The organism is Alkalihalobacterium elongatum, assembly GCF_019024285.1.
Classification (GTDB): Bacteria; Bacillota; Bacilli; order Bacillales; family Bacillaceae_F; genus Alkalihalobacterium; species Alkalihalobacterium elongatum.
This window is the reverse complement of sequence record NZ_WMKZ01000006.1, coordinates 98,406-118,427: the sequence shown is the minus strand read 5'-3', so window position 1 is coordinate 118,427 and position 20,022 is coordinate 98,406. Positions and strand designations below refer to the sequence as shown.

General features: G+C 37.1%; 19 protein-coding genes. All 19 read left to right on the top strand.

Going from position 1 to position 20,022, the window contains the following annotated elements; genetic code table 11:
- Positions 1 to 4 precede the first annotated feature (4 nt).
- The 19 genes from hepT to GKP30_RS09700 all read left to right on the top strand — a co-directional run bounded on the left by hepT (position 5) and on the right by GKP30_RS09700 (position 19,940).
- Positions 5 to 976: a heptaprenyl diphosphate synthase component II gene (gene hepT, locus GKP30_RS09790; protein ID WP_216829251.1), complete on the top strand. Its 972-nt coding sequence runs from the start codon at positions 5 to 7 to the stop codon at positions 974 to 976.
- Between the two features lie 407 nt (positions 977 to 1,383).
- Positions 1,384 to 1,827: a nucleoside-diphosphate kinase gene (gene ndk, locus GKP30_RS09785; RefSeq protein ID WP_216829250.1), complete on the top strand. Its 444-nt coding sequence runs from the start codon at positions 1,384 to 1,386 to the stop codon at positions 1,825 to 1,827.
- 201 nt (positions 1,828 to 2,028) lie between these two features.
- Positions 2,029 to 2,802 (top strand): CheR family methyltransferase, encoded by a 774-nt coding sequence (locus GKP30_RS09780; RefSeq protein ID WP_216829249.1) that lies wholly within the window; start codon positions 2,029 to 2,031, stop codon positions 2,800 to 2,802.
- A gap of 251 nt (positions 2,803 to 3,053) precedes the next feature.
- Positions 3,054 to 4,226: a chorismate synthase gene (gene aroC, locus GKP30_RS09775; protein WP_216829248.1), complete on the top strand. Its 1,173-nt coding sequence runs from the start codon at positions 3,054 to 3,056 to the stop codon at positions 4,224 to 4,226.
- Positions 4,226 to 5,314, top strand: a complete 1,089-nt coding sequence (aroB, locus tag GKP30_RS09770) for a 3-dehydroquinate synthase (RefSeq protein ID WP_216829247.1) — start codon at positions 4,226 to 4,228, stop codon at positions 5,312 to 5,314. The genes aroC and aroB overlap by 1 nt, the downstream gene beginning before the upstream one ends.
- 2 nt (positions 5,315 to 5,316) lie before the next feature.
- Positions 5,317 to 5,700 carry a chorismate mutase gene (aroH, locus tag GKP30_RS09765; protein WP_216829246.1) on the top strand — a complete coding sequence of 128 codons (384 nt, stop codon included), beginning with the start codon at positions 5,317 to 5,319 and terminating at the stop codon, positions 5,698 to 5,700.
- A 399-nt stretch (positions 5,701 to 6,099) separates the two neighbouring features.
- Positions 6,100 to 7,614: an anthranilate synthase component I gene (gene trpE / locus GKP30_RS09760; RefSeq protein WP_216829245.1), complete on the top strand. Its 1,515-nt coding sequence runs from the start codon at positions 6,100 to 6,102 to the stop codon at positions 7,612 to 7,614.
- The gene (gene trpD, locus GKP30_RS09755) at positions 7,607 to 8,632 is read left to right on the top strand and encodes an anthranilate phosphoribosyltransferase (RefSeq protein ID WP_216829244.1); all 1,026 of its coding nucleotides are present in this window, start codon (positions 7,607 to 7,609) and stop codon (positions 8,630 to 8,632) included. The genes trpE and trpD overlap by 8 nt, the downstream gene beginning before the upstream one ends.
- Positions 8,625 to 9,398 (top strand): indole-3-glycerol phosphate synthase TrpC, encoded by a 774-nt coding sequence (trpC, locus tag GKP30_RS09750; RefSeq protein WP_216829243.1) that lies wholly within the window; start codon positions 8,625 to 8,627, stop codon positions 9,396 to 9,398. The genes trpD and trpC overlap by 8 nt, the downstream gene beginning before the upstream one ends.
- The gene (locus GKP30_RS09745) at positions 9,382 to 10,041 is read left to right on the top strand and encodes a phosphoribosylanthranilate isomerase (RefSeq protein ID WP_216829242.1); all 660 of its coding nucleotides are present in this window, start codon (positions 9,382 to 9,384) and stop codon (positions 10,039 to 10,041) included. Before trpC ends, GKP30_RS09745 begins: the two co-directional genes overlap by 17 nt.
- A complete protein-coding gene (gene trpB, locus GKP30_RS09740) occupies positions 10,019 to 11,215 on the top strand; it encodes a tryptophan synthase subunit beta (RefSeq protein WP_216829241.1) in 1,197 nt (398 codons plus the stop codon). Before GKP30_RS09745 ends, trpB begins: the two co-directional genes overlap by 23 nt.
- The gene (trpA, locus tag GKP30_RS09735; RefSeq protein WP_216829240.1) at positions 11,215 to 12,015 is read left to right on the top strand and encodes a tryptophan synthase subunit alpha; all 801 of its coding nucleotides are present in this window, start codon (positions 11,215 to 11,217) and stop codon (positions 12,013 to 12,015) included. Before trpB ends, trpA begins: the two co-directional genes overlap by 1 nt.
- Before the next feature lie 390 nt (positions 12,016 to 12,405).
- Positions 12,406 to 13,512, top strand: coding sequence for a histidinol-phosphate transaminase (gene hisC, locus GKP30_RS09730; RefSeq protein ID WP_216829239.1), 1,107 nt, complete (start codon positions 12,406 to 12,408; stop codon positions 13,510 to 13,512).
- A 14-nt stretch (positions 13,513 to 13,526) separates the two neighbouring features.
- Positions 13,527 to 14,630: a prephenate dehydrogenase gene (locus GKP30_RS09725; protein WP_216829238.1), complete on the top strand. Its 1,104-nt coding sequence runs from the start codon at positions 13,527 to 13,529 to the stop codon at positions 14,628 to 14,630.
- Positions 14,631 to 14,635: 5 nt separating this feature from the next.
- On the top strand, positions 14,636 to 15,922 hold the full coding sequence (gene aroA, locus GKP30_RS09720) for a 3-phosphoshikimate 1-carboxyvinyltransferase (RefSeq protein ID WP_216829237.1): 1,287 nt from the start codon (positions 14,636 to 14,638) through the stop codon (positions 15,920 to 15,922).
- A gap of 399 nt (positions 15,923 to 16,321) precedes the next feature.
- Positions 16,322 to 17,245, top strand: coding sequence for an amidohydrolase family protein (locus tag GKP30_RS09715; RefSeq protein ID WP_216829236.1), 924 nt, complete (start codon positions 16,322 to 16,324; stop codon positions 17,243 to 17,245).
- Between the two features lie 170 nt (positions 17,246 to 17,415).
- Positions 17,416 to 18,681 (top strand): tetratricopeptide repeat protein, encoded by a 1,266-nt coding sequence (locus GKP30_RS09710; RefSeq protein WP_216829235.1) that lies wholly within the window; start codon positions 17,416 to 17,418, stop codon positions 18,679 to 18,681.
- Between the two features lie 141 nt (positions 18,682 to 18,822).
- Positions 18,823 to 19,350, top strand: coding sequence for a ReoY family proteolytic degradation factor (locus tag GKP30_RS09705; RefSeq protein ID WP_216829234.1), 528 nt, complete (start codon positions 18,823 to 18,825; stop codon positions 19,348 to 19,350).
- A gap of 134 nt (positions 19,351 to 19,484) precedes the next feature.
- The gene (locus GKP30_RS09700; RefSeq protein ID WP_216829233.1) at positions 19,485 to 19,940 is read left to right on the top strand and encodes a YpiF family protein; all 456 of its coding nucleotides are present in this window, start codon (positions 19,485 to 19,487) and stop codon (positions 19,938 to 19,940) included.
- Positions 19,941 to 20,022: the final 82 nt, after the last annotated feature.

The window sequence follows — 20,022 nt, the reverse complement described above, 5'->3', positions numbered from 1 at the left end:
AGAAATGAAATTAGCAGACGTTTATTATAAATTACAGAAGGATATTAACATCATCGAAAAAGAATTAGAAGCGACAGTTCAAGCAGACCATGCGACTCTAAGTGAAGCTTCCACTCAACTACTCAAAGCAGGTGGGAAGAGAATACGACCTGTCTTCGTTTTGTTAGCGGGGAAATTTGGTGATTATGATATTCATTCATTAAAAAATATTGCGGTTCCACTCGAACTCATTCATATGGCGTCATTAGTTCATGACGACGTAATTGATGACGCAAAGACTCGTCGAGGGAAACGAACCGTAAAGGCACAGTGGGATAACCGTGTCGCAATGTATACTGGTGATTATATATTTGCGAGAGCACAGGAGCTAGTCACTTTTTTTGAAAATCCAAGGATTCATCAAATTCTCTCTTATGCGATGTTGGAGATGTGTATTGGTGAAGTAGAACAAATCCGTGATCAATACAATTGGAATCAAAATTTTAAAAATTACTTACGACGAATAAAAAGAAAAACGGCACTATTAATTGCAGTAAGTTGTGAATTAGGAGCTATTGCAGCCAATGCACCATTACATATTCAAAAACGACTTTACTATTTTGGATATTTTGTCGGGATGAGCTTCCAAATTACGGATGATGTCTTAGACTTCATTGGAACAGAAAAGCAGTTAGGGAAACCTGCTGGTAGTGATCTACTTCAAGGAAACGTAACATTACCTGCATTGTTTGCAATGGACAAGGATCCTGAAATTAAAAGGATAATTATGGAAACTCTCGATGATCCATATGCTGATAAATTAGATATAGAAAAAGTAATAGACGCTATTAAGAATTCAGGCGGTATTGAATTTTCTCTTCAAATAAGTGATAAATATTTAGAAAAAGCATTTGAGTGTTTAAAGGATCTCCCAGACATTGATGCTAAAAAGTATTTACTTGAAATTGCAAGATACATAGGAAAACGAAAGTTCTAATAAAACTTTTGCTTGTTTAAATAGAAATATTAAATTGAAAAGTTACGCATGGTGTTCTGACGAATACTCATGCGTTTTTTTGTTTCTATTTTTCTAAGCGTCTTCTTTCATTGTGACATTTACTAGTTGTATTTAAATTTGTTACGGATATAGAATATGAAATAAAGAATATCAGAAGCTCTACAAATCGGAATTTATGAAGTAATCTTTATACAATGGTGTCGTCAATGGTGCCAGGTACCTCAAAAAGGTGCCTGGCACCATTTCTCATTTAAAGTATTAAAGGGTTATTTGTCTATATATTATAATTCTTCTATAATGTTTCACTTTATTGTATAATTCGTCCAAATTTGATATAATCGAAAAGGCTTGTACATAACATGAAAAATGAGAGGTAGGGTTTTATAATGGAAAGAACGTTTTTAATGGTTAAACCAGATGGAGTTCAACGTAACTTAGTGGGAGAAATCGTTTCTCGCTTTGAAAAGAAAGGTTTTAATTTAGTAGGTGCAAAATTGATGACGGTTACAAAAGATCTTGCTGAAACTCATTACGCTGAGCATAAAGAGCGTCCTTTCTTTGGTGAGTTAGTTGATTTCATTACTTCTGGACCAGTATTTGCAATGGTTTGGGAAGGGGAAAAAGTTATTTCGACTGCACGTACGATGATGGGTGCTACTAACCCTGCAGACGCTGCACCTGGTACTATCCGTGGTGATTTTGCTGCACAAGTTGCAATGAACGTTATTCATGGTTCAGACTCTCCAGAGAGCGCAGTTCGTGAAATCGGTATCTTCTTTAAAGAGGAAGAATTAAACACATACGATAAAACAATTAGTAAGTGGGTTTAATTATAGTGGAAAAGGCGTCTAAGCATTAGATGCCTTTTCTTTTTTCTACCTCTTCCATTCCCCATCATATCTCCAGCTTGATAGGAGAGCAATATACCCCCATTATGATATAAAAACGTTCTTATAATTTTTGGTAGTTATATGCGTAAAACTATGATAAAAAGTAATAAATAAGTTTTGTTTTTAGAGAGGGCTCAAGAAATGAAATGTGATTATAAACAGTTTATAGATAGCATAAAAAGAAAAACAGGGATTGATTTAAATTTATATAAAGAAGCACAGATGAAACGGAGATTATCTTCACTTCGAGACAAGAGAGGATATAGTGACTTTACTAGTTATTTTCAGGCGATGTTAAAGGATGAAAGATTATTCAATGAATTTTTAGAGCGGATGACAATCAACGTTTCAGAGTTTTATCGAAACCCCAAACGATGGGAAGTGCTAGAGAATAAAATCCTACCCAGATTAATACAACGAACTCCGCGTCCAAAAGTTTGGAGTGCAGCTTGTTCAACTGGGGAAGAACCTTATACGCTGGCCATTATTTTAAGTCAATTTAAGCCGTTATCTCAAGTTTCCATATTAGCAACAGACATTGACCGAGCGATCTTAGAACGAGCTAAGGTAGGGTTTTACGTGGAGCGTTCATTAAAAGATGTTCCAAAAGATATATTGCTAAAGGCATTTACCAAAGACGTACTTGGCTATACGGTTAAAGACGAGTTCAAAAAAGCGATTAAATTTAAGCAAGGAAACTTATTAGCAGATCGTTTTGATACAGATTTTGATCTCATTGTTTGCCGAAACGTTATGATTTACTTCACTGAAGAAGCAAAGCACGAGCTATATCAAAAATTTAGTAATGCATTGAAGCCTGGTGGTATTCTTTTCGTAGGAAGTACAGAACAAATATTTAATCCGTCAAATTATGGATTTGAAACAGAAGACACATTCTTTTATCGAAAAATGTAATTAATATGATATACATAGTTGAAGTCAATCTTTATCTTTTAAAAATTTTCTGATAAACTGAAACTTCTAATATTAAAGCTAGTCTTAAAAAGATGTAATATTAAATTCATTCAAATTTTCACTAATGAGTATAAATCCACACTCAACAATAACAGCGATTTAAAAAATTAAAAAGACAAAAAAATAAACTTATGATATAATTTAGTGCATAAAAGCGCTAAAGAGAGAATAGGTTGGAGGAGGAGTAAGATATGAGATACCTTACAGCAGGAGAGTCACATGGGCCGCAGTTGACTACCATTATCGAAGGTGTTCCCGCTCATCTAGATTTATTACCTGAAGATATTAACTTCGATTTAGCTCGTAGACAAGGTGGACATGGGCGAGGACGAAGAATGCAAATTGAAAAAGACGTTGTTGAGATATTAAGTGGGGTTCGCCATGGAAAAACGACAGGCGCGCCAATAACCCTCGTCGTCGAAAACAACGACTGGAAAAACTGGACGAAAATAATGGGTGCAGAACCATTAACAGAAGAAGAAGAAAAAGAAATGAAACGCAAAGTGACTCGTCCAAGACCAGGTCATGCCGATCTTAATGGTGCTATTAAATATGGTCATCGTGATATGAGAAATATTTTAGAACGTTCCTCGGCACGTGAAACGACTGTTCGTGTAGCTGCAGGAGCTGTAGCGAAGAAAATACTTAAAACTTTTGGGATAGAGGTTGGTGGTCACGTCCTTGAAATAGGTGGCGTGAAAGCAGAACATACGTCTTATTCGTCTATGAACGATTTACAAGAACGCTCTGAAGCATCTCCTGTTCGTTGTTTAGATGAGGAAGCGACACCGAAAATGATGAAAGCTATTGATGACGCAAAAAAAGATGGAGATTCAATCGGTGGTATAGTTGAAGTAGTTATAGAAGGTGTTCCAATTGGTCTGGGAAGCCATGTTCATTACGATCGAAAATTGGATGGAAAACTGGCAGCAGCCATTATGAGTATAAATGCTTTTAAAGGTGTTGAAATTGGGGTTGGTTTTGAAGCTGCTAGAAAACCAGGTAGCCAAGTCCATGATGAAATCTTATGGGATGAAGAAAATGGCTATACTCGTAAAACGAACAACCTTGGCGGGTTAGAAGGCGGAATGACAAATGGAATGCCGATTGTCGTCCGTGGAGTAATGAAACCTATTCCAACTTTATATAAGCCTCTTCAAAGTGTCGATATTGATACGAAGGAACCTTTTGCTGCGAGTATTGAGCGTTCGGATAGCTGTGCAGTTCCAGCTGCATCGGTCGTTGCGGAAGCTGTTGTGGCTTGGGAAATTGCTAATGCTCTTCTAGAAAAATTCGGCAGTGATCGTGTAGATGAAATTAAGGAGAATATTGAACGCCACGAAGAACGAGCGAGGTTGTTCTAATGGAACAATTACAAATAAATACATCTTCTAAAAAATACTCTGTATGGGTTGGTGAAGGTATTCGATTTAAATTGTCAGAATACGTACCAGACTCATTGCAGCAAAAAGTGTCGTCTGTCCTGATTATTACAGACGACCAAGTTGCTCCGTTGTATTTACAAGATGTAAAAGACGGATTAGGAAATCAGTTTGAAATCTTTGAGTATGTCGTCCCTTCTGGTGAACAGTCGAAATCATTTCAGCAATACTATGATTTACAAACGTATGCATTAGAAAAAGGTCTTGATCGCCATTCACTTATTATTGCTCTAGGTGGTGGAGTTATTGGTGATCTTGCGGGGTTTGTAGCCGCAACCTATATGCGTGGGATACCATTTATTCAAGTACCTACAACTTTATTAGCTCACGATAGCAGTGTAGGTGGTAAAGTTGGAATTAACCATCCATTAGGAAAGAATATGGTTGGTGCTTTTCACCAACCCGAAGCAGTTGTGTATGATCCACAAGTGTTTCAAAGTCTTCCGTTACATGAATGGCGATCTGGATTTGCTGAAGCAATTAAACATTCATTAATTTGGGACGTTACGTTTTATCAATGGTTACAAGAAAATATAGATGATTTTACAGCCATTAAAGGAGAATTAGCCGAACAGCTCCTTTTACGTTCAATTGCTGTAAAAGCTTCGGTTGTTAGTGAAGACGAAAAAGAAACAGGTATTCGTGCGATCTTAAATTTTGGTCATACTTTAGGCCACGCTATTGAAAAGGAATTAGGTTATGGTAAAATGACCCACGGTGAAGCTGTGGCTGTTGGTATGATTTTTGCGATGCGCTTAAGTGAACAACAATTTGATATTTCTTTACCAGTTGATCAAGTGAAAGCGTGGCTAACGAAGTTAGGGTATAAGACAGAAATACCTGACCATTTAGATGCTGATCAATTGCTACATACAATGAAAAAAGATAAAAAGGCCCAAAAAGGTATTATCCGAATGGTCCTTATGAAAGAACTAGGGAGAGTAGAGGTTGTTAGTGTTGATGAAGAGCCGATCAAAGAGCTGCTCTTAAAGTCTATTAAGGGGGAGTAGAAATGATTAGAGGAATTCGTGGCGCAACAACGGTTGAGGTAAATGAAGAAGAGGTAATTTTGGATGCAACCGAAAAATTGTTGGAGCAATTGATTTCGAAAAATGAAATTAAACCAGAAGATGTAGCCCAAATTATCGTGACCGTCACACATGATTTAACTGCAACGTTTCCAGCTAAAGCATTGCGACGCTTTGAGGGATGGAAGTTTGTACCGATTATGTGTGCATTAGAAGTTCCAGTGCCAAATAGTTTACCAATGTGTATTAGAGTGATGATAACTGCTGAAACAGATGTACCACAAAGTGAAGTTGAGCATATTTATTTAGAGAATGCTGTTTCACTTCGACCAGATTTACAATTGACAAATAAAGAAGACTCAAGGTAAGATTATGGTAGTTGAGATTAGAGTTATTTAGATTAGATAGTTTAAAGTAATTTTTAGATAAAGTTTTTTAGATAAGTTTAGATATGAGTAGAGCAGAGATGAGAATGAATAGTTGAGTAGAGCTGAGCAGAGTTAATATGTTTATTAATGATTCGGCTGACTCTAGTGTAGAGTGTCAGATCCTTATATAAGAAATAAATATGCTGTCTATTTAAATAGCATATTTATTTCTTATAACTATGAGGAACTTGGCACTATTGGGTCAGCTTTTTATATTTGGTTTTGTTAATTAATACTGCTGAGAATTTAAATAATTAGACAGTACAAATTAACAGGCCCTACTTCTCCGCCTAAACTTCTCACATTCATTTTCACTCACCGATATAAGGAGTGAAAACGATGTTAAATACTTCATTAGCATCTTACTTAGAAGATGCCAACCAATTTAAAACAGTCCCCATTATAAGTCATCTATTTGCTGATACGTTAACACCCATTCAAATTTTTCGTCAGTTAGAGCAGGATGCTGTATACTTACTCGAAAGTAAGGGTGAACAGTCTCCATGGTCAAGGTTTTCATTTATCGGTTTGTATCCTAAGTTGTTTTTAAGTAATAAAGGTGAAGAGTTTAATATTAAAGAACAGGACACGACCATTCATACAACCTCTTCTTTTCAATTAGCATTTGACTACGCGACTCAGTATGTCGATGTTAAACCGATCAAGCTTCCGATTCCATTTCATAGCGGTATGGTCGGATATGTATCGTATGATGCTGTCGAGCAATTTGAGAGAGTGCTTGCCGAAACGGACTCTAGTAAAGAGACGATTCACTTTATGTTTTGTGAACTTGTCATTGCCTATGATCATCAGAAAAAAGAAATGTATTTAATTTCTCTTCCACGTTCAGGCCGAACTGAGGAAGAAAACGAAAGGATATACAATAAAACCGTGCAAACGATGAAAAATGTTGTCTCACAAATGATGGAAAGCTCTAGAGACAAACGAGTATTACCACCACCGACGTATAAAGTCGATGTATCGTTTGATAAGGTTCGTTCTAATTATAAAAAAGAACAATTTCTTTCAGATGTTGAGAGGATTAAAGAATATATTCGAGCTGGAGATGTGTTTCAAGCTGTTTTGTCCCAAAGATTTGAAGTAGATATTAATGTGAGTGGTTTGGATATTTATCGTGTATTAAGTATGGTAAACCCTTCTCCTTACTTGTTTTATATAAAAATTGGTGAGAACGAAATTATTGGTAGTTCTCCAGAACGACTTGTACAAATTCAAGACGGACACATTGAAATTCATCCAATTGCAGGAACGAGGCCTCGTGGAAAGTCGGTAGAGGAAGATCAAGCGCTTGCTGAAGATTTATTAGACGATGAAAAAGAACGTGCAGAACACTATATGCTTGTGGACCTTGCGCGAAATGATATTGGTCGTGTGGCTAAATACGGGTCAGTTGAGACACCAGTTTTACTTGAGGTAGGAAATTTCTCACACGTCATGCACATTATCTCTAAAGTGACAGGTAGGTTACAAGAAGGCATCCATCCTTTACGAGCATTTTCTTCATCATTTCCTGCTGGAACGGTGTCTGGAGCACCGAAAATTAGAGCGATGGAAATTTTAAAAGAGATCGAACCAACAGAACGAGGCATATATGCAGGTGCAATTGGTTACTTCGGTTTTGACGGGAATATCGACTCTTGTATCGCAATACGGACATTAGTTGTTAAAAACAATAAAGCTTATGTGCAAGCAGGTGCTGGCATCGTTGCAGATTCTATACCAGAAAATGAATATGAAGAAACGAGAAATAAAGCAAAAGCACTTTTACATGCTGTTCAATTAGCGGAGGCAATGGTTAAGAAAAACGCGGAGGAGGCGATTGGCAATGTTTAAAGACATTTTGCAAAAATGTATTCGTGGGGAACATTTAACAGAGCAAGAAGCAAAATCAGTAATGGATGAGATTATGACAGGCGCAGCGACTCATAGTCAAATTGCTAGCTTGCTAACATTATTGAGGTTTCGTGGAGAGACTTTAGAGGAAATGGTCGGTTTTGCAAAGTCAATGAAAGAGCATGCTATATCGATTCCGCACAATGAGAAAGGTGTAATCGACACATGTGGTACAGGAGGCGACCACGCCAAAACATTTAACATTTCAACAGCTACAGCAATTGTATTGTCCTCGCTAGGTGTAATTGTAGCAAAGCATGGTAATCGATCAGTTTCTTCAAATAGTGGCAGTGCTGATGTATTAGAACATTTGAATATAGAAATTCAAACGACACCTGAAGAAGCTGCCCATGTACTTGAACAAAAGAAAATGAGTTTCTTATTTGCACCTCTTTATCATGTCGCGATGAAAAACGTTGCAACCCCTAGAAAGGAATTAGGCTTCAGATCTATCTTTAACTTATTAGGTCCATTAACAAACCCTGCAAACGCAGAAGCTCAATTAATAGGCGTCTTTGATGAAAAGTACGGTGAACTAATGGCGCAGACACTAAGAGAGTTGGGTGTTAAAAGAGCGATGCTCGTAACAGGGGCAGAAGGCTTAGATGAAATTTCAATTAGTACGAATACATTTGTAACGGAATTGAACCATGGGGAAATAACAAAATATGTTCTTACCCCAGAAGATGTTTCATTACCAAGAGGTCCTTTAAGCGATATCCAAGTAAATACACCTTTAGAAAGTGCAAATATGATCTTAAACGTTTTCCAAAACGGTAAGAATGAGGCAGCTCGAAATATTGTTGCTTTTAATGCAGGAGCAGGCTTGTATATTGCCAATAAAGTTTCTTCTGTTAAAGAAGGTGTAGCAGAAGCCCAAAAAGCGTTAGCTAACGGAACGGTTTATAACCAATTTAATATTTTACAAGAAAAAAAGGTGGAGAGAATCGATGCTTAAGAAAATTATAGAAACAAAAATGGAAGAACTTGATCAATTAGTATTACCGCCAGGCATATTTGTTGAAAGAAAATCTCTTTTTAAGCACCTTTCTCTACCTAATCGAAAAGTAGGTTTAATTGCTGAAGTGAAAAAAGCTTCCCCTTCTAAAGGAGTGATTAAAGAAAACTTTCATCCTGTAGAAATTGGTAAAGCATATGAAGAGAGTGGGGCCGATGCAATTTCTGTATTGACGGATCGGACTTATTTTCAAGGGCACAGAAGTTATTTAACCGGGATTAAAGAAGAAGTAGATCTTCCGATTTTACGTAAAGATTTTATCATTAGCCCTTTACAAATTGAGGAAAGTGTTCGTATTGGAGCAGATGCTATTCTGTTGATAGCAGGTATATTTGAAGTAGAAAAATTAAAGGAATTATATATGATCGCGTATGAAAAAGGACTTGAGTGTTTAGTAGAGGTTCACTCAAGGGAAGAACTAGAAGAAGTACTTTCAGTGTTTACCCCAAAAATCATCGGTGTAAATAATCGGAATTTAAAAACGTTTGAAACGTCCTTGGAGCAAACAGAACAACTGAGTCCGCTCATTCCAAAAGATAGTCTTTTTATTAGCGAAAGTGGTATCCATACCCATGCTGACGTTGAACGTGTTTATAAAGCAGGGGCTAACGGCATTTTAGTTGGGGAGTCGCTAATGAGAGCCAATACTCCTGCAGCAGGAATTCAATCATTATTTGGAGGAGAAACGGTTGCAAACGAAGCTTAAATATTGTGGGAATCACTCAATAGATGATACGAAGAATGTTCTAAATTCGAATGCTGATTTTGTCGGTTTTGTGTTTGCTGAAAGTAAGCGAAAGGTAAAAGCTGATGATGTTAACTGCTGGCTTAAAAGTGTTCCATTTAATCATAAAAAACAAATCGTTGCATTATTCGTTAATGCCACGATTTCTGAAATAGAAGAGGTAGTATCCAAAATACCAGTTGATATTATTCAATGTCATGGTCATGAGACACCAGAGCTTGTTCAACAAATCAAGCAGAGGGTGAATAAACCGATATGGAAAGTCATTCATCATAAAGAAGAAGCATGGCAAGAGATGTTAGACTACGCCCCATATGTGGAGGCTTTTATTATTGATAGTAAAGTAAAAGGCCAATGGGGGGGAACTGGAATAACATTTGACTGGGGTCATATTCCGAAATACATTGAGCAAGGTAAATTATTAAAAAGACCCGTTTATATAGCAGGTGGAATTAATCCTAATAATGTTGATGAGTTATTAACCTATCAGCCAGATGGAATTGATATCTCTAGTGGAATAGAAAAGGACGGAATAAAAGATAACGCATTGATCGAACAGATCGAAGAAAGGATTAAATATTATGATAACCAATTATCCAGATAAACGAGGCAGATTCGGACCGTTCGGTGGTAAATTTGTGCCTGAAACATTAATGAATGCGATTGAAGATTTAGAAAAGGCGCTCGATGAAGCTCTACAAAATCCTGCTTTTTTTGAAGAGTACCACCATCATTTACAAGAGTATGCAGGACGACAAACGCCTTTAACTTACGCTGAAAATATTTCTAAAGAGTTAGGCGGCGCAAAAGTCTATTTGAAACGTGAAGATTTACTTCATACGGGTGCACATAAATTAAATAATGCCATGGGGCAAGCACTTCTTGCCAAACGAATGGGGAAAAAGAAAATTGTCGCAGAAACAGGTGCAGGACAACACGGGGTTGCAACGGCTACAATTGCGGCACGCTTTGGTTTAGAGTGTAAAGTATTTATGGGAGAAGAAGATATTGAAAGACAGAAATTAAATGTATTTCGTATGGAACTACTTGGAGCAGAAGTGATTCCAGCCACGTCAGGAAGTAAAACTTTAAAAGACGCCACCAACGAAGCGATCCGTTATTGGGTTGGAAACGCAGAAGATACTTTCTACCTAATAGGTTCGGTAGTCGGGCCGCACCCATATCCGAAAATGGTTCGTGAGTTTCAAAGAATTATAGGTGATGAGGCTAAAAAGCAAATGCTAGAAGTAGAAGGGCGTTTACCTGATGAAATCGTTGCTTGCGTTGGCGGTGGAAGTAATGCGATTGGTATGTTTTATCCGTTCTTGAACGATGAAGTAAAACTGATAGGCGTAGAAGCTGCTGGTAAAGGAGTAGCAACGAATCAACATGCTGCAACAATCACGAAAGGAACGAAAGGTGTTATCCACGGTTCACTCACCTACTTACTTCAAGACGAAAATGGACAAATTATTGAGCCTTATTCCATTTCGGCAGGACTTGATTATCCAGGGGTTGGGCCAGAACATGCGTACTTAGCGAGTATTGAGCGTGCATCATATGAAGCGGTTACAGACGAAGAAGCACTTGAGGCCTTGAAAAAACTATCCGTATCAGAAGGAATTATTCCTGCGATAGAAAGTGCTCATGCTTTAGCAAAAGCATTTGAACGGGCAAAACATTTAACGAGTGATCAAGTAATTCTTGTATGTTTATCAGGTCGTGGAGATAAGGATGTTCATACGTTAATGAAAGTAGAGCGAGGTGACCAAGAATAATGCAACGATTTCAACAATACGTTCAAAAACAAGATCAACCACTATTCATTCCTTTTATTATGGCTGGTGATCCAACACCAGAAGCAACGATCGAATTGGCGCTAACTTTACAAGAAGCGGGTGCACATGCGCTTGAACTTGGTATCCCTTATTCAGATCCACTTGCAGATGGACCTGTAATTCAGAGAGCGGCAAAGCGGGCATTAGCACAGAAAATGTCACTTGAGAAGGGGTTAGAACTCGTCCCTATTATGCGGGAGAGAGGTTTGAAAATTCCCGTTATTGCATTTACGTATTACAACCCTGTCCTTCAATTCGGTGAACGTGAATTTATGAATAAAGCGAGAGAGTGTCAGGTAGATGGGTTACTCGTTCCTGATATCCCATATGAAGAAAGTGAAGAGCTTGCTCAATTGTGTCAAGATAACGACTTACAATTTATTTCACTCGTTGCACCAACATCGAAACAAAGAATTGAAAAGATTGCTCAATCAGCACAAGGATTTATTTATTGTGTCTCGTCATTAGGTGTAACAGGAGTTCGTAATGAATTTCATCCGAAAGTATATGAATTTTTAGAAGATGTACGCTCGTATAGTAAAGTGCCAGTAGTTGTTGGCTTTGGAATTTCAAATAATGAGCAGGTGCAGCAGCTTCAACCTTATTGTGACGGTGTTATTGTCGGAAGTGCAATTATTCGGGAGATTGAGCAGGTGGAGGAACTACTTAAAGATGAAAAATTAAGAAAAGATGGACTTTTTCACATAAAAAGGTTTGTCCTTTCACTCGTTTCATCGTAACATAGTATTATAGATTTCTCACTGTAAACCACTAAAGAGTTTTTGTAGTAAGTCAACTTATAAATAGAGGCTGACTCGAAATCGAAGTGTCAGACACCACAACGGATAATTGATCATTGCGTAATTAAGAGTAGGCAATGAATAATTAGGTAACGAGAGGGGTCTACATGAATGGGTCAGCCTCAAAACTATTTCTATACTATCTTAATGGACTTGTTTAACCTTGGATAGTATAGCAAAAGCTAAGGCGTAAAGCCTTAGCTTTTGAATGAAGATATGGAAGGATAATTTTAAGCTGATGTCTAGCTCTAGTGTCATGAACAGGCGCTTCCGCGTTTGTCAGCATTAAACCAGCTATACTAATGAATACATAGAAAGAGGTGCTTACAGGTGAAAGCAAAACCACAAGTCATCGGGCTTCCAGCCTATAAACCTGGAAAACCAATTGAAGAAGTAAAGCGTGAATTAGGATTAGAGAAGGTTGTTAAGCTTGCCTCTAATGAAAATCCATTTGGAGCTTCAAAGAAAGTTGGTGAGGCGATTTCACAGGTTGCTAATCAAACTGCTATTTATCCTGACGGTTATGCAGCTGAACTGAGAAATAAAGTGGCACAATTTGTGAATGTTAACCCTGATCAACTCGTATTTGGAAACGGATCAGACGAGGTCATTCAATTGCTTTGTAGAACTTTCCTAACACCAGAAACAAATACAGTTACAGCGGATCCTACATTTTCACAATATAAACTAAATGCTGTAATTGAGGGTGCTGAAGTTCGTGAAGTTCCTTCAATTGATGGTGTTCATGATTTAGATTCGATGCTTGAAGCGATCGATGAAAATACGAGAATTGTCTGGGTGTGTAATCCGAACAATCCATCGGGTACATATGTAAATGAAGACGTGTTTAAAACATTTTTAGCTAAAGTCCCAAAAGATGTACTGGTCGTTTCTGACGAAGCTTATTATGAATATGTAACTGCTTCTGATTTCCCACAAACTGTTCCTTTACTTGAACAATATAATAACTTAGTTATTCTAAGAACATTCTCTAAAGCCTATGGTATGGCAGCCCTTCGAATTGGATATGGGATTGCCAATAAAGAGGTCATTTCATTAGTAGAGCCAGTTAGGCCACCATTTAACACGACAACTTTTGCCCATGCTGCTGCGATTGCGGCTCTAGATGACCAACAATTTATTAAGGATTGTTATGAGAAAAATCTAGAAGGAATAGAGCAATACGTTCAATTTTGTGAGGAATATAGTTTGAAATACTATCCAACACAAACGAATTTTCTCCTAATCGATTTTGGTATCCAAGGTGATGAGATTTTTAATTTTCTATTGAAAAAAGGCTACATTATTCGTTCTGGAAATGCACTTGGCTTTCCGACGTGTGCTCGAATTACAGTAGGAAGTCAAGAAGAAAACGCGGGAATTATTCAGGAACTTTCAGCTTGGCTTGAAGAAAGAAAAGTGAACTCTGTAGGCTAGAAGGGGATTTTATTGTGGAGAAGCGCAAAGTATTTGTTATCGGTCTAGGTTTAATTGGAGGCTCAATTGCATTAGCTATTAAAAGAGAGCACGATGTCCATATGGTTGGCTATGATATAAATGAACAACAAGTTAAAATGGGACTCTCTTTAAAAGTAATAGATGACGCAGCTGATTCAATTCGGGTTGAGGTAAAAGATGCAGATTTAATTATATTAGCCACACCAGTTACTAAAACGGAACAGCTACTCGAAGATCTTTCTAATTATGATTTGAAACCTGGTGCAATCATTACGGATGTCGGTAGTACAAAACAACGAATATTCCAAAGTGCAGCTTGTCTAAAAGAAATGGACGTAACTTTTATTGGCGGTCACCCTATGGCTGGATCACATAAAAGTGGGGTTGAGGCGGCAAGATCTCATTTATTTGAGAATGCCTTCTACATCCTTACTCCTGTTGAACAAACGAATATGAACAAGGTCATTCAATTGCAAAATTGGTTGAAAGGGACAAGAGCACGTTTTATTGAGATGTCTCCAGAACAGCACGACCGACTTGCAGGAGCAATTAGTCATTTTCCTCATATTGTTGCTGCAAGCCTCGTCCATCAAGTTGCAAAAATTGAAGAGGAAGATCCGCTAATTTCAAGATTAGCAGCTGGAGGCTTTCGTGATATAACGCGGATTGCTTCGGGCAGTCCAGTCATGTGGCGTGATATTCTTATCCATAATAAGGAGAGTTTAATTACCTTATTAGATAAATGGCAAGAAGAGATGAATTACGTAAGGGTGCTCATTGAGCAAGAAGAGGATGATAAAATTCATCAATATTTTGACCATGCAAAGAAATTTAGAGATGGTCTTCCGATCCATAAAAAAGGTGCTATCCCTGCGTTTTATGACTTATATGTAGATGTTCCCGATCATCCAGGGGTTATTTCTGATATAACGGGGATATTGGCGAAAGAGAATATAAGTATAACAAATATCCGTATTATCGAGACACGCGAAGATATTATGGGTGTTCTGCGATTAACTTTTCGTACGAATGAAGATAGAGAAAAAGCAGAGACGAGCTTAAGATCACATTTGTATGAAACTAATATTATGGAGTGAGAGAAATGAACAAAGTTGAACAAGTAACTGGTGGATTAAATGGGACGATTAAAGTACCAGGTGACAAATCAATCTCTCATCGTGCCGTTATGTTTGGTGCGATTGCAGAGGGGACAACTACGATTGAAGGCTTTCTGCCAGGAGAGGATTGCTTAAGTACGATTGATTGCTTTCGAAAATTAGGAATTCAGATTGACGCTCAAGGTGATAAAGTAAAAGTTGAAGGTAAAGGGTGGCAAGGTTTAACTGAGCCTATCGATATTTTAGATGTAGGAAATTCTGGAACTACGACGCGTTTAATGTTAGGAATACTAGCTACTCGTCCGTTCCATTCTGTAGTTATCGGTGATGCTTCTATTGCCAAACGTCCGATGTCTAGGGTGACTGACCCGTTACGCCAAATGGGAGCGGAAATCGATGGACGTGATAATGGAAACTTAACACCATTATCAGTTCGTGGTGGTCAAACAAAGGGTATAGACTATACTTCGAAAGTCGCCAGTGCACAAGTTAAATCGTCGATCTTACTTGCTGGTTTACAAAGTGAAGGGGTAACAACTGTTACCGAGCCACATTTGTCACGTGATCATACAGAACGAATGCTACGAGCTTTTGGTGTAGATGTTGACGTAAACGGGTTAAAGGTGTCTGTTAAGGGTGGACAAGACTTAACATCACAGCATGTTATCGTTCCTGGTGATATATCTTCTGCTGCCTTTTTCTTAGTGGCAGGTGCTATCGTTCCAAATAGTCGTATTGTTCTTGAAAATGTTGGGGTTAATCCAACACGTACAGGAATTATTGACGTACTCCAACAAATGGGAGCCAAGTTAGAATTATTTAATGAGAGAGTATCAAATGGTGAACCAGTAGCGGATTTAGTTATTTCCACTTCCGATCTTAGAGGGACTGAAATCGCTGGAGATATTATTCCACGGTTGATCGATGAGATTCCAGTCATTGCAGTTTTAGCTACACAAGCGCAAGGGAAAACCGTAATCCGTGATGCCGAAGAGCTCAAGGTTAAAGAAACTAACCGAATAGACACCGTTGTAAGTGAATTGAAAAAATTAGGAGCTAATATTGAAGCGACAGGTGACGGGATGATAATCGAGGGGCCAGTCCAGCTTAAAGGAAATACAGTAAACAGCCATGGAGACCATCGAATCGGTATGGCAATGGCGATCGCAGGCTGTATCGCTAAAGGAAGCGTCACAGTTGAGAACAGTGAGGCTATTGCTGTTTCATACCCTAATTTCTTTGATCACATTCATACGTTAAGTGAAAAATAGCAGGGGATTTTTCTCCTGCTAAAAAATTTTTTTAATTTTTCTGAAACTAATATTGACTTTGTCAGTATTTTCTATATAATAAAAATTAGCGTATGGTTTCTCTCCACTCCTATCCATACTAATAGACTTTTTAGCATCTTGCTAAACCTGTTTGAAAGCGTTTACGTTTTTGAACAGGTCTTTTTTTTGTAAAAACAACGACTGGAAGATATAATTCCGAAGATTAACGATGAAGGTGCTTCGTTACCGCTAGAGGAAGGAATTAGAAATGTATAGTAACAAAAAGGTTCATAAACACCGTTGAAGGTTAATGATTTTAAATTTTTTAAAGTGAACAATTAGGGAATGTTTTTGCTTCCTTCTTCATAGCTTGTCTATAGAAGGAAGGTGGGGATAGTCATGAAATACATTCTTGCAGACGCTAAAAGAGAAGAGGGATGTGAATTTAAACAGAAATCTTATTACATTGAGAACAATTCTGTATCCTATGTAAATGAAAAGATGGATAAACTTAAATTTACAAGAGTAAATATGAGCGGATTTACCTTGGCGGCTGGAAACATCATGAATGATTTCAATTTAATAAATTTTAAGCACAAAGAAGCTTATAAAATGAGATTTAAGCGGCTGATCGAGAAAGGTTGCACAACAATTGTTACGTACCCTTTTGTCGAAGATGTAGATGAACTTAAAAAGAAGTTAAGATATGCACGTCACCAAATGATTAATAGTCCCATCGATTATGTAATAGGAATACAAACCAATAGCAAAGGATTAACTCCCACATTAATACGGAAGTGTAGAAATGAAAAGGTTCCAATTATTGTCGTTAATATTAAATCTTTAGATGAATTTTATGAAATTGCTTGGGAACGCATTAAAGAAGCGATGCTTTCGTATCAACTGTTAATTGTTCCGAATTGGATCGAAACACCACTTCCAAGAAAAGAAGAGGAAAAGTTAGCCAGTGCTTGGGAACTTATCTCAAATCAACATCGGATCCCAACCCATCTTCCTTTTCCAGTTGAACACGAGCCATTTCCTAAAGTTCTTTCAAAAAAGATTGGTCTTTACCCAAGAAAAAGCGAACTAATTGTAGGGAGTGATGTTGATTACATCATGTTCCAAAAAGAAGCGGACAAGGTAACTGATGAGGACACTTTAGTACCTAAAGAACCAGCTGTAGTGGCTTTACGGGGAAGAATCCTTAAAGCTGGGGATCTGATTTATTATAAACCAGGCTATGGAAGGGAAGTTAAAATAATATTACCAAGGCTCTTTCTTCCAATTACAGAAGCATTTAAGAATGTTATAGATCTATAAGGTCTTGTCAATAATGCGAAAAGATAGTGTAAACGTCATATTCATGCTACCATCATAATAGGATTATGATGGTGTTTTTTTATTCCTAATCTAATCATTGGAATTACATAGTTAAATTTCTCTTTTACACAATACAGTTCTTAGGATTATTTTACAAGCGGGAGGACAATATGCAAAAAATCCAAGATGCAGTTAATAAAATCGAAAATGGAAAAGTTGATGAAGGGTTATCACAACTAGTAGAGCTTGAGAATACTACTAACCATGAAGAAAAGTTTGAGTTGGCGGAAACATATTATTCGTTAGGGCATATTGATAAAGCAAAAAAACTAGTAGACGACTTATTAATGCTATATCCAGATGAAGGTGAATTATACACGTTTTCTGCAGAGTTGTTAATTGACCTAGATCAAGAGGATGAGGCAATAGAAATGCTGTTGGAAATAAAGGAAGGAGACCCTGCCTATTTAAGGTCGCTCTTGTTATTAGCGGATTTATATCAAATGCAAGGGTTAGACGAAGTTGCTGAACAGAAATTGTTAAGAGCCATTGAGAAAGCTCCTGATGAACCGATTGTCTCTTTTGGACTTGGTGATTTTTATTTAGCAAGAGGTGACTTCCAAAAAAGTCTCCCGCATATAAAGAAGGCTTATTATGCGAATATAGAAGTGGAAGGAATAAATATCGCTTTACGTTTAGCAGAAGCTTATAGTGGTACAGGGGAGTATGAAGAGGCTCTAAAATTTTATAAAGAAGGTCTGGACCAACAGCTTGATATTCATGCCTTATTTAACTACGGATATACTGCATATCAAATTGAACAATATGAGCTTGCGATAGAACAATTTAGTACACTTAAAGAACTTGATCCAGAATTTAGTAGTGTTTATCCTTATTTAGCGAAGTGTTATGAGGCCCTACACCGATATGATGATGCTATAAAAATCATAAATGAAGGACTATCAGTTGATCAATATAATGAGGAACTATACGTTCACGGCGGAAAGTTAAGCTTTAAGATGAAAAACAGCGAAAAAGGGGAAGAATATTTACGAGAAGTTATCGCAATTAATCCAAGTCACTTTGAAGCGGTTCGTACGCTGGCAGCCTTTTTAAAACATGAAGACCGTTTTGATGATCTAATTGATTTGGTTGAGTACCTAAAAGATATAGGTGAAGGAGATCCAGTCTTAACGTGGTATGAAGCGGTAGCAAGGTATGAAAATGATGACATTAATAAAGCGAAAGAATGTTTTGAGGCAGTGAAAACAGATTTTCAAGAGGATGTAGACTTTCTTGAAGAATACGGAAAGTTTCTTATGGAAACTGGAGAACGGTATGAAAGCCTCCAGTTATTTAAGCAAGCCATTGCATTAGATGAAACTCGATTAAATATTAAAGAATTAATTATTTATTTAGAAGAAGATAGGGACTAATTATGTTCATAATCATGTAACAATAATTTGTTTTGATTAGAGGATTTGAATTAGAAGTTGGAGAATAATTATATACATAAGATTCTTTCTATTGTCGTGTAAATGTAGATTAGGTATTAGCCTTTCGAGGAGGGAATCAGGATGAGCAGCACTATTTCAGTATATGAGAAAAAAGAGTTTTTACGTTGGTTTCTAAATGAGTATCAATTGAAGCGAAGAGAGTGTGCTTGGCTCTTAAATTACTTAATTAGCGATGAGAACTTAATGGAAAAAGTTCATTTTGTTGAAAGAGCTGAATATTGTCCGAAGGCATTAATTATTTCTACAACTGACGTCGACCATGTACCGTTTTGTTTCCATAAGCAAAAGCATGTTACGATGGATGCAGAAAAGGCATTTCATGATATTCGATTAAATAATGACGAGGACGTCTATATTCAGTTAAACTTTTCGAATGCTAAAACGAATCCTCATTATGTTGCTGTCCTTGAAGAAAATCCTTATTTGCCAGACAACGAGATGGCAACAGCTGATGCAATTATTGCCGAAATCTTCCTTGATAAAGTTTTAGCTTCGTTTAGCAAAAAACATTGGTATGAAAAGGTAAATGAAGCTTTAGATAAAAGAGATGAAGAGGCATTTAATCAACTAACAAAAAAGGAAAAGTGAAAGTATGAAGCTGATTTTTAAGCTTGGCGCTACAAGTGGTCAATCTTTTAAATCAGCTTGTTTTATTTTTAGCCTTTTTTCGTTAAGATAAGAAGGATAGACTTTTATAATTTAAATAAAAGGAGAGAGTAGAAATGAAATGGGTAGCCAAAGAGATGGATACATATTTACAAGCGAAAGAGTATGTTGATACTGCAATTATTCCGTTAATTCCTATAAGCTGGGGAAAAGAAATAAAAGCCAACGTAGCTATGGGGGAATTTATATCAATCATCTCTGGAGAGTTAGAACGACAATTCCAAGGGAGAGTTATTGAGTTTCCAGCATTTACATATTTAAAGAACGATGTTGAAAAGCTAGATCGCCTAAAAAGTTGGGAAAAAGAACTTAAAGAAAATGAAATTAAACACATTATTTATATCACTTCAGATTTTGAGTGGGAGCAAGCAAAACAAGAGTTGACAGAAACGCTTATTTGGCTTCCTTCGATTCCTCTAGAACATATGGACCAGAAGCATAAGGTAGAGGTGATAGAAGGTCAAATCAAACAGCTTATTCCCTTTTTGACAAACAAGTGGCAAAATCGCTGATTATGAAAATTCCGTGGCATTTTGACTTCTGAAAAGATTGACATTGAAAGAGTAGTTAGCTATCATGAGTATGTCCTAGTAT

What these genes read in the sequence shown, in the direction of transcription:
- hepT (WP_216829251.1), top strand. Translation starts at nt 5, where the DNA reads ATGAAATTAGCAGACGTTTATTATAAATTACAGAAGGATATTAACATC.
- ndk (WP_216829250.1), top strand. Translation starts at nt 1,384, where the DNA reads ATGGAAAGAACGTTTTTAATGGTTAAACCAGATGGAGTTCAACGTAAC.
- GKP30_RS09780 (WP_216829249.1), top strand. Translation starts at nt 2,029, where the DNA reads ATGAAATGTGATTATAAACAGTTTATAGATAGCATAAAAAGAAAAACA.
- aroC (WP_216829248.1), top strand. Translation starts at nt 3,054, where the DNA reads ATGAGATACCTTACAGCAGGAGAGTCACATGGGCCGCAGTTGACTACC.
- aroB (WP_216829247.1), top strand. Translation starts at nt 4,226, where the DNA reads ATGGAACAATTACAAATAAATACATCTTCTAAAAAATACTCTGTATGG.
- aroH (WP_216829246.1), top strand. Translation starts at nt 5,317, where the DNA reads ATGATTAGAGGAATTCGTGGCGCAACAACGGTTGAGGTAAATGAAGAA.
- trpE (WP_216829245.1), top strand. Translation starts at nt 6,100, where the DNA reads ATGTTAAATACTTCATTAGCATCTTACTTAGAAGATGCCAACCAATTT.
- trpD (WP_216829244.1), top strand. Translation starts at nt 7,607, where the DNA reads ATGTTTAAAGACATTTTGCAAAAATGTATTCGTGGGGAACATTTAACA.
- trpC (WP_216829243.1), top strand. Translation starts at nt 8,625, where the DNA reads ATGCTTAAGAAAATTATAGAAACAAAAATGGAAGAACTTGATCAATTA.
- trpB (WP_216829241.1), top strand. Translation starts at nt 10,019, where the DNA reads ATGATAACCAATTATCCAGATAAACGAGGCAGATTCGGACCGTTCGGT.
- trpA (WP_216829240.1), top strand. Translation starts at nt 11,215, where the DNA reads ATGCAACGATTTCAACAATACGTTCAAAAACAAGATCAACCACTATTC.
- aroA (WP_216829237.1), top strand. Translation starts at nt 14,636, where the DNA reads ATGAACAAAGTTGAACAAGTAACTGGTGGATTAAATGGGACGATTAAA.
- GKP30_RS09715 (WP_216829236.1), top strand. Translation starts at nt 16,322, where the DNA reads ATGAAATACATTCTTGCAGACGCTAAAAGAGAAGAGGGATGTGAATTT.
- GKP30_RS09710 (WP_216829235.1), top strand. Translation starts at nt 17,416, where the DNA reads ATGCAAAAAATCCAAGATGCAGTTAATAAAATCGAAAATGGAAAAGTT.
- GKP30_RS09705 (WP_216829234.1), top strand. Translation starts at nt 18,823, where the DNA reads ATGAGCAGCACTATTTCAGTATATGAGAAAAAAGAGTTTTTACGTTGG.
- GKP30_RS09700 (WP_216829233.1), top strand. Translation starts at nt 19,485, where the DNA reads ATGAAATGGGTAGCCAAAGAGATGGATACATATTTACAAGCGAAAGAG.